This is a genomic window from Priestia sp. 53B2 (genome assembly GCF_056099005.1).
In genome coordinates this window covers 100,616-113,745 of the sequence record NZ_JBLZXA010000018.1, presented here as the reverse complement: position 1 = coordinate 113,745, position 13,130 = coordinate 100,616, and the positions used below count along the sequence as shown (strand labels likewise).

General features: G+C 38.0%; 13 protein-coding genes. 6 read left to right on the top strand and 7 right to left on the bottom strand.

The genetic code is table 11. The features are described from left to right. Positions 1-156 precede the first annotated feature (156 nt). Together ACN6NE_RS14035 and ACN6NE_RS14030 are read left to right on the top strand one after the other, a co-directional pair. Positions 157-663, top strand: coding sequence for an antibiotic biosynthesis monooxygenase family protein (locus ACN6NE_RS14035; RefSeq protein ID WP_129706133.1), 507 nt, complete (start codon positions 157-159; stop codon positions 661-663). Positions 664-746: 83 nt separating this feature from the next. Continuing rightward, positions 747-2,135, top strand: a complete 1,389-nt coding sequence (locus ACN6NE_RS14030; RefSeq protein WP_474325681.1) for a hypothetical protein — start codon at positions 747-749, stop codon at positions 2,133-2,135. Between the two features lie 266 nt (positions 2,136-2,401). Here the strand turns inward: ACN6NE_RS14030 and ACN6NE_RS14025 are convergent, their stop codons facing one another. Continuing rightward, complete coding sequence (locus ACN6NE_RS14025) at positions 2,402-2,797, bottom strand: phosphatase PAP2 family protein (RefSeq protein ID WP_474325679.1); 396 nt, start codon at positions 2,795-2,797, stop codon at positions 2,402-2,404. A gap of 15 nt (positions 2,798-2,812) precedes the next feature. Beyond that, positions 2,813-3,067: a hypothetical protein gene (locus tag ACN6NE_RS14020; RefSeq protein ID WP_474325677.1), complete on the bottom strand. Its 255-nt coding sequence runs from the start codon at positions 3,065-3,067 to the stop codon at positions 2,813-2,815. A 224-nt stretch (positions 3,068-3,291) separates the two neighbouring features. Between ACN6NE_RS14020 and ACN6NE_RS14015 the strand changes: the two genes are divergently transcribed. Both ACN6NE_RS14015 and ACN6NE_RS14010 read left to right on the top strand, forming a co-directional pair. Beyond that, a complete protein-coding gene (locus ACN6NE_RS14015; RefSeq protein ID WP_474325676.1) occupies positions 3,292-4,500 on the top strand; it encodes a M20 family metallopeptidase in 1,209 nt (402 codons plus the stop codon). Positions 4,501-4,613: 113 nt separating this feature from the next. Then, positions 4,614-5,333, top strand: coding sequence for an EcsC family protein (locus tag ACN6NE_RS14010; protein WP_013055323.1), 720 nt, complete (start codon positions 4,614-4,616; stop codon positions 5,331-5,333). A 36-nt stretch (positions 5,334-5,369) separates the two neighbouring features. Here ACN6NE_RS14010 and ACN6NE_RS14005 read toward each other — a convergent pair whose 3' ends face one another. Beyond that, positions 5,370-6,575, bottom strand: coding sequence for an ABC transporter permease (locus ACN6NE_RS14005; RefSeq protein ID WP_474325674.1), 1,206 nt, complete (start codon positions 6,573-6,575; stop codon positions 5,370-5,372). Continuing rightward, entirely contained in the window at positions 6,568-7,311 is a 744-nt protein-coding gene (locus ACN6NE_RS14000) for an ABC transporter ATP-binding protein (RefSeq protein WP_129706123.1), read from the bottom strand. The genes ACN6NE_RS14005 and ACN6NE_RS14000 overlap by 8 nt, the downstream gene beginning before the upstream one ends. Before the next feature lie 689 nt (positions 7,312-8,000). Between ACN6NE_RS14000 and ACN6NE_RS13995 the strand changes: the two genes are divergently transcribed. Then, entirely contained in the window at positions 8,001-8,435 is a 435-nt protein-coding gene (locus ACN6NE_RS13995; RefSeq protein WP_116075094.1) for an HIT family protein, read from the top strand. 102 nt (positions 8,436-8,537) lie between these two features. Here the strand turns inward: ACN6NE_RS13995 and ACN6NE_RS13990 are convergent, their stop codons facing one another. The 3 genes from ACN6NE_RS13990 to ACN6NE_RS13980 form a co-directional block, all read right to left on the bottom strand. Next, positions 8,538-10,433 (bottom strand): acyltransferase family protein, encoded by a 1,896-nt coding sequence (locus ACN6NE_RS13990; protein ID WP_129706121.1) that lies wholly within the window; start codon positions 10,431-10,433, stop codon positions 8,538-8,540. Positions 10,434-10,735: 302 nt separating this feature from the next. Then, positions 10,736-11,179: a GNAT family N-acetyltransferase gene (locus tag ACN6NE_RS13985; protein WP_129706119.1), complete on the bottom strand. Its 444-nt coding sequence runs from the start codon at positions 11,177-11,179 to the stop codon at positions 10,736-10,738. A 16-nt stretch (positions 11,180-11,195) separates the two neighbouring features. Beyond that, complete coding sequence (locus ACN6NE_RS13980) at positions 11,196-11,750, bottom strand: PadR family transcriptional regulator (protein WP_129706117.1); 555 nt, start codon at positions 11,748-11,750, stop codon at positions 11,196-11,198. A 253-nt stretch (positions 11,751-12,003) separates the two neighbouring features. On the opposite strand from ACN6NE_RS13980, the gene serC reads away from it, so the two are divergent. Next, positions 12,004-13,101, top strand: a complete 1,098-nt coding sequence (gene serC / locus ACN6NE_RS13975) for a 3-phosphoserine/phosphohydroxythreonine transaminase (RefSeq protein ID WP_129706115.1) — start codon at positions 12,004-12,006, stop codon at positions 13,099-13,101. Positions 13,102-13,130: the final 29 nt, after the last annotated feature.

Sequence of the window (13,130 nt, the reverse complement as noted above, 5' to 3'; positions counted from 1 at the left end):
TTGATAATATAGAAAACAACTTCATCAATGTTTTACTTTACCATCTTCATTAGAAGTTCACAATTTTTGAATTTTTGTGTGTAAAATTTTATAATTTTAGTATGATTTACAATTGTAAATTGTATGCAATTCCCAATTAGAAAGGAAGTATAATCCATGAAGATCTTTATTACTTACGGAACAGGCCCTTACCTTCAGAAGTTGATCGACGAACATCCGAGTGAACGTTTGTTACTGCTTCACAAAGATGACGATCAATTTGCACTAGTTCACGAAACAGATGGAGATACAATTTTTAAAGAAGGACATGCTTATGAGGTATTAGATGCTTCTGGAGATCTTGCAGATAGCGGATTTGCTGTACTAAATAATATTTCAGTTACAGATGAAGGCCGTCCTTTGTTTGAACAGCGATTTAGCCAACGAGCTCGTTTAATTGAAAATGAAGCAGGCTTCTCAGCTATTCGTGTGCTTCGTCCACTGCAAAATGACACATACATTATCTTTACAGGATGGAAAGATGAAAGTTCATTTAGCGGTTGGCAGTCTTCAAAAGCCTATAATGAGGCACACAAAAAACGCGGTACGTCAGAAGGTGTGGATCAGCAGCCATCGATTTTCTCTCGCCCTTCTTATGTGACCTCATACCACGTAGTTAAATAAGTAAACATCCTCCTAGTAGGCGAGTATCACAATAGGCACAAACGTCATATTGTATACTACATCACCTATTGGGAGGAATTTTTATGGGCATAGAGCTTGGCGCTCTTCATTGGATGTATGTCCTTTTTATCGCCTTCATTATCGGCTTTATGATTATGCGGCGGGATACGAGTATCCTTTGTATACTCGGGATTTTTTTGCTTTCCTTAACGGCTACCTCTTCGTTAAGCCACTCCGTCAGCGCTGTTTTTTCCAGCTTCATTTATGCCATTACAGAACTGCTTCCTACCATTTTAATTATTTCAATTATTGTATCCATGAGTAAAGTCTTAATGGCTACAGGAATAAATGAATCGATGATTTCACCTTTTGCTCGCCTCATTAAAACGCCTGCTCTTGCCTATTGGGTTATTGGATTAGTTATGATGACCATCTCCTATTTTTTCTGGCCTTCTCCAGCCGTTGCTTTACTTGGAGCCGTGCTTTTACCAGTGGCCATTCGCGTAGGGCTTCCAGCTATAGGCGTAGCTGTAGCGATGAATTTGTTCGGCCACGGCGTTGCGCTTTCAGGAGACTTTGTTATTCAAGCTGCTCCTAAGATAACAGCTGACGCAGCAGGTCTTCCAGTTCACGAGGTGGTTCAAGCAAGTGTCCCTCTGGTCATTGTGATGGGAGTTGTTACGACACTCTCTGCTTTTTACTCTTTAAAACAAGATATGAAGCATAATAGAATTCACGCTCAACCGGCAATGTTAACAAGCAGTTCTTCTGTCCAATCCACCCCTCTTTCTTCTTCAGTACGGCGGGCTTTAGCCATTATAGTTCCCCTTTTCTTTGCTATAGACGTATGGGCAATGTTCGCGCTTCATTTACAGGGAGGAGATGCGACTGCTCTCGTTGGCGGCACAGCCCTATTTATTTTAGTGGTGGTTTCACTTATTGCTCACAAAGGAAAAGGTCTCGAACAAACAACTTCCTATTTGATTGAAGGCTTGCAGTTTGGCTTTAAAGTATTTGGTCCCGTTATTCCCATTGCAGCTTTTTTCTATTTGGGAGATGCTGGATTCACAACAATCATTGGTGACTTTCTTCCGAAAGGATCACATGGACTTGTAAATGATCTAGGCGTTGCGCTTGCTTCCACTGTGCCGTTAACCACACAGGTTGCTACTGTAACGATAACTGTTCTAGGAGCTATTACCGGATTGGACGGTTCAGGCTTTTCAGGCATTTCGCTTGTAGGCTCTGTCTCTCATTTATTTGCATCTGCTTTAGGATCGGGCGCTGCCACCCTAACTGCTTTAGGGCAAATTGCTGCGATTTGGGTTGGGGGAGGCACGTTGATTCCATGGGCATTGATTCCAGCTGCTGCGATTTGCGGAGTCAGTCCGTTTGAACTCGCCAGACGCAATTTAAAACCTGTAGCGATCGGATTAGTCGTTACAACAGTTGTCGCGATGTTCTTAGTTTAAACAAAAGAGGCTGGGACATAACGAAATGAATTCCATCCAAAGACGAACAATCTGGATATATAATCTGGACAGCTTGCTCGACCGCAGTTGATTTCCGTGCAAGGATTCGCCTTGCACGGAAATCAACTGCCAGAAGCAACGAAACAGATAAAATCTATGTTCACTGTAACAAAAAAAAACGAACCACTAATCGAATAGTTTGATTAGTGGTTCGTTTTTCACTTCGGCTATACTACTTTTTTCCAGACTCCATATGTATATATTTTTCACATGCCTTTTGGAAACTCTTTTTCCGCTGAAGGCTTTACATACGCATAAACAAGTGTATAAAAGAAAATGCCTACAATAAGCCACATAATCCCTAAGCTGTAGCCAGCTAAGACATCTGTTAAAAAATGTTCTCTTAATAGAATACGGCTCACACCTATTAATAAAACGATTAAAGTAATTGCAAGCTGATACCACTTGGCTACCTTTTGACTGTTCATATGCTTTGTAAGAAAAAAGATAATCAGACCGTAGATAAGAATTCCCATCATCGCATGGCCGCTTGGAAAACTGTAGCCTTCGATACCTTCAAGAGGACGTCCTCGTTCTACCGCATCCTTAACTGCTTTATTAATAATATCACCGCTTAAAATAAGTAAAAATGCCGATATCATACCGATATAGTCTTTTTAAAAAAATAAAAAAACAAGAAGTACAGCTAAAAGAACCATAATCATCACCTTTGAAGCTAAAAAAGACAAACCATGAAAAACAGATGATGCTGACTGAAGAATAGTGCTACCATCTATAGCTGAAACAAGCCAGTGGTCTCCTTGAAAAGAATCTGTCGACACAACAAACAACACTCCTAAAAAAACGAGCCCCGCAACCCCAAACATCCACATCAATTTTTTGTACAGGGATACAGTTTGTGAATCTACCATATTGTTACCTCCTATTATCTCGTGAGAAAATTGGTAAAAAACTCATTCTTTATCCCTATTCCTCATCTTATGTATCTATTATGTATATAAAATATTTCATGATTCAATTACTTTTTTCAATAATAACGCTTACATTCTTTTCTTTTTTATAGATAATGATATAATGATTAAAATGTCAAAAAATTCAAAACTTTATTCAATTTATACAGAAAGGATATGGTCATGTGAATTCCAAGCTACATACTTTACTTGAAGAAAAGTTTGATGAAATGGTTCAAGTCCGCCGATATCTGCATCAGTATCCAGAACCGTCTTTTAAAGAATTTCAAACCGCTGCCTACATTCGGTCTTTTTATGAAAAAATCGGTATTTCTTACCGAGCAAATGTAGGAGGAAACGGCATTGTAGCAAGCATTCAAGGAGGAAAACCTGGTCCTACTGTAGCTTTGAGAGCCGACTTTGATGCCCTTCCTATTCAAGATGAAAAAGATGTACCATATCAATCCACTGTTCCGGGTGTGATGCATGCATGTGGCCACGATGGTCATACGGCTACTCTTTTAGTCCTTGCTAAAGCGCTTTTTGAAATAAGAGATTCTCTCCCTGGTAAAATCGTCTTCATTCATCAGCACGCCGAAGAGTACGCTCCCGGAGGCGCCAAGTCCATGATTGAAGACGGATGCTTAGACGGTGTAGACGCGATATTCGGAACGCATTTATGGTCATTAACTCCGACTGGTGTGGTTCAATATCGAACGGGCCCTATTATGGCTGCTGCTGATCGCTTTGAAATTACGATCAAAGGAGCAGGCGGACACGGTGCACAGCCCCACAAAACAAAAGATTCAATCGTCATCGCCTCTCAGCTTGTTGTTAATTTACAGCAAATTGTAAGCAGACGTGTAAACCCAATTGATTCAGCGGTTGTGAGCATAGGTTCTTTTGTAGCGGAAAATGCATTTAATATTATTGCTGATTCTGCTCGACTAATTGGAACGGTAAGAACATTTAATGAAGATGTACGAAATGATGTCGAAAAAGAAATCGAACGAATTGTCCAAGGTACATGCTTAACAGCTGACGCTTCTTATGAACTGAGTTATACGCGCGGCTATCCTTCCGTCGTAAACCACCCGGAAGAAACGTCCTTTCTTGCTTCTGCTGCTTCTCAAATCGATGAAGTTCATACAGTCGAAGAAACAGAGCCTCACATGACTGGGGAAGATTTTTCTTATTATTTGCAGCATATTAAAGGAACGTTCTTTTTTACAGGAGCTCAGCCAGAAGGTGTAGATGCTCCGTATCCTCATCATCATCCTAAATTTGATTTTAACGAAAAAGCAATGCTTATCGCAGCTAAAACGCTTGGTACGGCTGCTGTTGAGTATTTAAGAGAACAAGCTCCTTCTAAAAACGTAATAAAAGCGAATTAATCATTCAGCAAGCATTCGTACAGATAAGCAGACGAGTGCTTGTTGTTTTATTTCAGGAACCTTTTCCTCACTTAAAACGTAGTATTTATATCGACTGAAATGAGGTGACTTTTTTGAATACGTATGAAGAAAAAGTGTTACAAGAAGCTGAACATTGGAAATTCAGCATGTTGAAACGTCCTTCTAAATTTCAACGGACCGCAAAATCTTTACAACTTAAAATAAATGAAAAAATCCCTGCTAAAGTCCATAAGATTATGACTGAAAGCATAAAAAAAATGGTTGAAACCACGCTTGTTGGGTCCGATTTCACCACTAAAAAAAGAGATGTTAGCGGTCTTTCGTTTGAAGAAAAAGAGAAAAGAATTTTGGAACTCATACCTAAGTACAAAAAAACAGCTGCTGTAGAAGGAGCTGGTACTGGTGCAGGCGGTATCCTTTTAGGTGCAGCAGATTTCCCGCTTCTTCTTTCCATAAAAATGAAGTGCTTATTTGACATTGCCGCTACGTATGGTTTTGATGTAAAAGAAAAAGAAGAACGCATTTATATGCTGTATATTTTTCATCTTGCCTTTTGCAGCGACGACCATAGAACGAAGCTGCTCGAAGTAGTAGAAAACTGGGAAGAAAAGAAAGAGGAACTTCTTGAGCTTGATTGGAAAGCTTTTCAACAAGAATACCGCGATTACATTGATGTCGTGAAAATGTTTCAGCTTATGCCGGGAATTGGAGCTGTTATAGGTGCATATGCTAATTATCAACTTCTTGACCATCTCACAAAAGTAGCAATGAACGTCTATCGCTTCCGTATATTATCTTCGTCTCCAAAGTAGTCTAAAAACGTAAAAAAGCTCCATTAGGAGCTTTTTTTACGTTAATTTTTTATTTACATATGCATTTACAAATAAGTGAATAAATATAGCACCTGCTGCCACGGAAAGCAGTGCAGCAACTATATTAGAAAAAGCCACCACTATGGCGAGCACAAGAATTTGTACATACAGCGCTTTTTTCCATACGTCCAAAAATGCCTTTTTCCGTTCTTTAGCTTCAACCGGATAAAGAGAAAGCCATAAAATCTGTTTGTGCTGCTTCCAAAGCGGGAGTAATTGAAAACCCGTCATGTATACAACAAATAAAACTACCACTATATTGCCGTATTGAAACGGCGCAGCTACAATTAAGAATCCGCCAATGACAGTTAAGCGAACGAGCAAACTTAAATAATCTCCTGATCGCAAAAATGTTCTGGTGTACAAGTAATGGTAAGTGGCACTTTGACGAAATGGAATACGTGCTACTAGCCAATCTAAATATCTACGGCGTTTGGTTCGCTCTTTTACCTGAGGAACGTCCGTAAATAAATTAGCTAATCGATAAAAATAGCCCATGCGCTTTTCTTCTAAGTCAATTAGCTTCTCCCATTTAATCGGCTTTCTTTTTGTAAGTGAGCGGTAATACATGGCTAGCGCAATCATAATCACCGCTACGACTCCTGTAAAGAATACGTATGCATGCGAAAATAAGAAGTACGTAAAAACTGCGTTCAAGAAAAACCTGACGATATAATCTGTCCATTTCGCCCACTTTTCTTCAAACCATACGGCCCACCAAGACATGCCTAAGTTTACAACTTTCAAGATGAGTAATAGCAGAAAAAACACAAAAACGTTTGAGTAAGAATCATGCATTACCTTTACGTGAAGAGGTGCTGCTGCACCAGTTGCAAATAATAAAATATAAAGCTGAATCGTAAAGGTAAACCAAAAAGATTTTTTAAAATAAGGCTGCAGCTTCGTCTCCAAAGGAAGTAAAAAGACTAAATCAGGTCGTTTTAAAAACGTTTGAATTTGACCCATGGTTAAAATCAATCCCATAAGTATCGCAATTACTATAGCCGAAGGAAACGCAGGTGTTAATGTACTCAACCACTGTTGATAATAGTAGGCCAAACCGCCAATCGCAAAAATTAACACTAATTTAATGTGGTCATTTAAGATATATTTTGTATATCTTCTTACATCCACTAAATACTGCTGAAACCGTTGCTTCCATAATGCATCAATCTTACTCATAGCCTTCTTCCTTTGTTAATTCAATATAAATTTCATCAAGAGTAGCATTGCGCATCTGAAATTTTTCTTGAAGGTCTTTAAGCGTTCCTTGCGCTCTTACTTCTCCGTTATGTAAAATAACAAATTTATCGCAGTAGCGTTCCGCAGTCGCCAAAATGTGTGTGGACATTAAAATGCCTGCACCTTGCTTTTTCATATCCGTCATCAAATCAAGTAAAGATTGAATACCAAGCGGATCTAAACCTAAAAAAGGTTCATCAATAATATAAAGAGACGGCTGAACCAAAAAAGCGCACATAATCATAACCTTCTGCTTCATTCCTTTTGAAAAATGCGCAGGGAACCATTTTAACTTCCGATCTAAACGAAATTCTTTTAAAAGCGGCCGCAGACGGGCTTCATATGTTTGAGGCTCAAGTCCATAAGCCATAGCTGTCATATCTAAATGTTCTTTTAATGTTAATTCATCGTATAGCACAGGAGTTTCTGGAATAAACGTAAACTGACTTCGATAACCTGTTGGGTCTTGTTGAAAGGTTTTATTATTAATGGATACACTTCCTTTTTTTGCTTCCATTAATCCAATGATATGTTTAATCGTTGTACTTTTGCCGGCTCCGTTTAACCCGATTAATCCAACTAATTCACCTGCATTTACATCAAACGATACATCTTTTAAGACGGGAGTTTTTGTATATCCCCCTGTAATATTGTTAATTTGCAATAAAGAACTCATCACGATCTCCTTTTATTTGTTCTTTTTTGTCTCCAAGCGCAAGCGCTATTTGCTCTATTGTACCAAATCTTTTTCTTCCTCACATCGTTTTCAATTTTTTCGGTTAATTTTCCCAGAATATAATCGAAATATCGGGACATTCTATATAGGGAAGAAGGAAAACAAGTTATTGATTACAACTAATCATTACAAAGCTTCTTACATTTGGGATGAGGTGTCTACAGCAGGCATATTTCAGAAAACCTTATTGTAAATCGATGTATGTTTGATTCATAAGGGGATGGTAGTCATGAACGTAGTAAGAATATATATAATGGGTAGACAATAATGTTCATTTATTACTGTGTAAATGAGGTGTTTGTCAAAGACCAAGAACGATTTCGTTCACATTGTATATTTTTTAGCTCAATGCTTAAATGAGGTGTTTGTTAAAGAGAATATACTTTTTCAAGTTACTGTTTCATTAGGCAATGCAATTACGTAAATGAGGTGTTCCTTAAAGATCATATGCTGCATTAAAAGCTATTTTTTTCTTCTTCACATGACGGGATGCATAATCGTTTGCATCCCGTTTTTGTGTATAAAATGCCAGTAGCTATTTCTTGCCTGCTGATTGCATTTCTACTTTGTGGTAAAATAAACGTACATGTATACCCATACATTTATATTGGTAACGGAAGGTGAACATAATGAGCACACATGATGAAAACTGTATTTTTTGCAAAATTATTCGCGGTGAAATCCCAGGTGCAAAAGTGTTTGAAAATGAACATGTATTAGCTTTTTTAGACATTAGTCAAGTAACAAAAGGTCATACGCTGGTGATTCCAAAAGTACATAAAAAAGACATTCACGAACTAACGCCGGAAATTGCGCGCAATTTGTTTGAAGTGGTTCCTCAAATCGCAAATGCAATTAAAGAAACATACAGCCCAATCGGCTTAAACATCTTAAATAATAATGGTGAAAAAGCTGGTCAATCCGTGTTTCATTATCATATGCACATTATTCCTCGCTATGGGGAAGGCGATGGATTCGGTGCTGTATGGAAAGAGCATACAAGCGAATACACGCCTGGAAAACTTCAAGAAATCGCTGGCAATATTTCTTCTCGCCTTTCTTGAAACAAAAAAAGCTTACACATGTAAGCTTTTTTTGTTTCATCTATTCATTTGACACATGTTTAATCAGTTTGTGATATAAAACATAGTGCGGCTTTTCACTTATTATGAACGACTTTCCGCTTTAATCTCTAAATTCATACGCTCTTCAATCAATTTTGTTAATGCTCTTGATCCTTCAGGTACCAAGTGGACACCATCTGATGTAAAGTATTCAGGGTGCTTAGAAGCCTCTGAGTACCAATCTACGAGCGTGACGTGATCAAACTTTTCAGAAGCAGCTTTCAAGTTCTTGTTTACGGTGCTTTCCCACGAACGAGGAACGCGCGTATTCACTAAGTAAACGTCCGCATGTGAAAAAGCTTTTAACAGTTGTACAAGTTCTTCATTTGTAAAGTAGCCGTTTGTTCCTAACTCAATAATCACTGCGCTGTTCGGATTATTAAATGCTTGATAGCTAGGAGTTAGCTGCAGTGCTTCATTGAGCTGCCTTCCTACTTTTCCGTCAATCGTAATACTAAGCGGCATCTCTTTAAGATTAGGAGCAATATCCAGCATGACCGAGTCTCCAATCGCAAGAACATCTCTGTAAGAATTCGGCTGCTGTTTTTCTTTTGCATCAGATCTTTCTTCCCCGGAACTCTTTTCCGCGTTCTCTGCTTTTTTATCATCCGCTTTGTTCTTGTCTTTGACAGAAGTTGAAGCATTTTCTTTATGATTCGTTTGAATTTTAACCTCTGTCTCTTTTGCTGCCGTTTCATCCTTTTGCTGCGTACTAATAGCAAAGCTTGTCATATCCGCTGTAAACAACGCCAAAAAGAAAATGAGACTGCCCAAAACCGCTTGTCTCGAACGAGAGAGATTACGCCATTTAAAAAGCTCTCTCGGATGGTAGTGCCGGAAATAATAGCGAAAGCCGCGTGTGCGTATAGGCACTTCGATGTAACGGTAAGAAAGTTCAGCAATGATAAACGTAAGTCCTACTTGTAACAGCGCATGCCAATAGACCGGGCGGCCAATCTCGGATACAGGTGTTGTAAGAACAATAACCGGATAATGCCACAAATAGATACCGTATGATCTAGTACCAAGCCAGCGAAGCGGTTTAAACGACAGAACTTTTCCTAAAAAACTACTAGGATGACTAATCGTTGCAACCAGTACAGCAGCGTTTAAACAAATCAGCAGCATTCCACCTTGATAAAGAAAAGATGCATGATTATACTCATCAACGCTCCATACGCAGAGCATAAATACAAAGAAACTCACCATACTTACCGCGTTTAATACTTGCTTGCCTACGGCTGGAAGATTTTTTGATGATAAACGATACATCGGCCAGACAAATGCAAGTAAACAGCCGATTAAAAGGGCAAACAGCCGAGTATCGGTTCCATAATAAATGCGGCTAGGATCCCCTCCTGGTTCATATAAAAAAGACATTAGAATAGCTGAGGCCATTACTCCAGCTAAAATGAATAGAGAAATAATTCCTCTCTTTTTGATAAATTTTAAACCCAACAATAAAACAAGTGGCCACACAATATAAAACTGCTCTTCAATAGCAAGTGACCATAAGTTCTTTAGTGGTGACGGTGACCCAAAACTATCAAAATATGAAACTTTATGAAAAATAAACCACCAGTTACTCATATAAAAAATAGACGATAATGCATCGCCTCGTAGCGTTGTTAACAATGGCCGGTTAAATAAAATAACCCATGCTGCAGTTAATACTATCATCACATACACAGCTGGAAGAAGTCTTCTCGTACGGCTGATCCAAAAATGCTTCAAATTCTTTAATGGATTCTCCCACGTTTGCACCAGTAAAATTGAGGTAATTAAATATCCTGATAGTACAAAGAAAACGTCAACTCCTAAAAATCCTCCCGATGCCCATCCAAAGCCTAAATGATAAGCAATGACAGCCATAACAGCAAAGGCGCGAAGTCCATCTAAACTATATATATACCTATTTTTCTTTTCTTTTGCACTCATAAAAATGCCTCCAAGCAATATGTACAACAAATTTCTTTTCTAATAAATATTAATAATATTACGTAATTGTTACATTTTTGTTACAAAAACATTATATACAATATTATTACTTTCTTCAATATATCACTTACTTAAAATCAAAGAATAAGCAAAAAGAAACAAATTCATTATCTATCTTATTCGTAAATTACTAATTTAGTAGTAGTCATATCGATTCTATCTCGGCCTTAATAAAGCCCAGTATCTTCCTTTCACCTTACCCGTTTTAAAAATAGAAAAACTTCACACAATTGGTGAAGTTTCTAAGGTGTCTTTAGCATATCTACGTGAGGGAGCCCTTCATCTGAGTAAATATCGGAAATAGGTCTAAAACCAAACGATTCATAAAATGGTTGAAGCCTGCTTTGCGCTTGAATTTTAATTGTCTTCTCGTGCAACTCATTCTCTAGAAAATCGATTCCTTTTGCTACTAATTCTCTTCCAAGACCTGTACCGCGCTGTTCTTGTTTTACAATAATGCGTCCAAGAGAAGCTTCCCGATAGCTAATTCCTTTTGGTAAAACTCTAAGGTATGCGAGAATTTTCTCATCCTCTTTTTTAAACAAGTGATAAGCAAGTTTGTCTTTTCCATCTACTTCTAAGTAAGCACACTTCTGTTCGACAACAAAAACAGCGGTGCGAACCTGTAAAATTTCATAAAGCTCATCGTTTGATAACTCTTGAAATGATTTTATGCACCAAGTCATGATCGTTCACCTTTTCTTATTGTTCTTTTTCAATTAAATTCAGCGTACGTTCAAGCCAATGGATATAGCTTGTCTCCCGGTCTTGAGCGCGAGATAGCACTAAATAATGACCAAATTGAGGTGAAGAAACGGTAATATGATGATTAGCTTCTTCTAAAAGATCGTCCATTCGTTTCTTTAGAAAAGTCAGCTTCACTTTCCTGCTTGATAATTGATTATCTATTTGTTGCTTTAACTCTTCTACTGACATAGATGAAGCAAAATAAGCTTTTAACATAAATTCATCTTTCGTTGTTTCAGGAATAGGATCAATTGTAGTGAGCCATTTGCTTAACTCATCTCTTCCTTCTTCCGTTATCGAATACATCTTTTTTTCTAATTTTTTGCCTTGAATTACCGTTTCATAGCGAATAAATCCTTCTTCTGTTAATCGCTTTAACTCAGGATAAATTTGGCTGTGCTTAGCACTCCAAAAATTACCGACCTCTTCTTTAAAAAGTCTGGTAATGTCATACCCGCTGAGCTCCTTCTGGTTTAAGAGCCCTAATATTGCATATTTTAATACTCTCATTGGGTTCCTCCACTTTATTTCTTCCATCAGTATAGCATATAAACATTTCATTTACATGTTTGCCAAAACATGTTTGCGTATACTTTTTATTTATCTTTTTTCTATTATTTTTTCTTTACAGATTAATTTAAATTTTTGAAAAGTTACCTCCACAATCAAGGGTTTTCGTGATAGTATAATGATATTCTTTCTGACATCAGTCATTAGCCATTTTGAATGATAAGTGTTCGAACTAATTTGAGGAGGAATTAATGTGATTACGTTAAACAGAGCTTATAATTTTAATGCAGGTCCATCTGCGCTTCCCCTACCTGTCTTACAACTTGCTCAAGAGGAGCTAGTTAATTTCAAAAATACAGGTATGTCTGTGATGGAATTATCACATCGCAGCAAAGAGTTTGAAGATGTATTAACACACGCTAAAGAAACACTAACGGAATTGCTAAACATTCCGGATACACATGAAATTTTATTCCTGCAGGGCGGAGCAAGCCTGCAATTCTCTATGATTCCAATGAACTTTTTAGCTCCTGATCAAGTCGGTGCATATGTGCTAACTGGATCATGGTCGGAAAAAGCATTAAAAGAAGCAAAGAAACTTGGAAAAACAGCAGTGGTTGCTTCTACTAAAGACGAGAACTACCGATCTATCCCAGCTTTAGACAGTTTACAGCTTCCAAAAGAAGATATCGGATACTTGCATATCACATCCAACAATACAATTTTTGGTACACAATGGGCTGACTACCCTTCTATCGAAGGAGTAGATTTAATTGCTGATATGTCAAGCGACATTCTTTGCCGTCAAATTGATGTATCTAAATTCTCACTCATTTATGCTGGCGCTCAGAAAAACCTCGGACCATCTGGTGTAACGGTTGTCATTTTAAAGAAAGAATTGCTTAAACGTATTCCTGAAGGTTTACCAACAATGCTGAATTACGAGACCCACGTAAAGAGCAATTCTCTTTACAACACTCCTCCAACGTTTGGCATTTATATGCTTTCACTTGTTTTAGACTGGATTAAAGAACAAGGCGGCGTTAAAGCAGTTGAAGCCCAAAACCATAAAAAAGCTGCGTTGCTCTACACAAGCATGGAACGTTCAAACGGTTTCTATACTCCTCACGCTACAGAGGAAAGCCGATCAATTATGAATGTAACGTTTACTTTACCAAACGATGAGTTAACGGCCGCTTTTTTACAGCAAGCAAAAGAAAAAGGCTTCGTAGGATTAGCTGGACACCGTTCAATCGGCGGATGCCGCGCTTCTATTTACAATGCCGTACCGCTTGAAGCATGTGAAGCTCTTGCCGTTTTTATGGATGAATTTGCACAGGCGAATGCATAATTGGCAGAATTAACTGATTCTTTTTTTAT

Bases quoted from the DNA above. Each gene is read 5' to 3' on its own strand.
- ACN6NE_RS13980 (WP_129706117.1), bottom strand. From the start codon at position 11,750: ATGAGAGTATTAAAATATGCAATATTAGGGCTCTTAAACCAGAAGGAG.
- ACN6NE_RS13995 (WP_116075094.1), top strand. From the start codon at position 8,001: ATGAGCACACATGATGAAAACTGTATTTTTTGCAAAATTATTCGCGGT.
- ACN6NE_RS13990 (WP_129706121.1), bottom strand. From the start codon at position 10,433: ATGAGTGCAAAAGAAAAGAAAAATAGGTATATATATAGTTTAGATGGA.
- ACN6NE_RS14020 (WP_474325677.1), bottom strand. From the start codon at position 3,067: ATGGTAGATTCACAAACTGTATCCCTGTACAAAAAATTGATGTGGATG.
- ACN6NE_RS13985 (WP_129706119.1), bottom strand. From the start codon at position 11,179: ATGACTTGGTGCATAAAATCATTTCAAGAGTTATCAAACGATGAGCTT.
- ACN6NE_RS14035 (WP_129706133.1), top strand. From the start codon at position 157: ATGAAGATCTTTATTACTTACGGAACAGGCCCTTACCTTCAGAAGTTG.
- ACN6NE_RS14000 (WP_129706123.1), bottom strand. From the start codon at position 7,311: ATGAGTTCTTTATTGCAAATTAACAATATTACAGGGGGATATACAAAA.
- ACN6NE_RS14030 (WP_474325681.1), top strand. From the start codon at position 747: ATGGGCATAGAGCTTGGCGCTCTTCATTGGATGTATGTCCTTTTTATC.
- ACN6NE_RS14005 (WP_474325674.1), bottom strand. From the start codon at position 6,575: ATGAGTAAGATTGATGCATTATGGAAGCAACGGTTTCAGCAGTATTTA.
- ACN6NE_RS14025 (WP_474325679.1), bottom strand. From the start codon at position 2,797: ATGATATCGGCATTTTTACTTATTTTAAGCGGTGATATTATTAATAAA.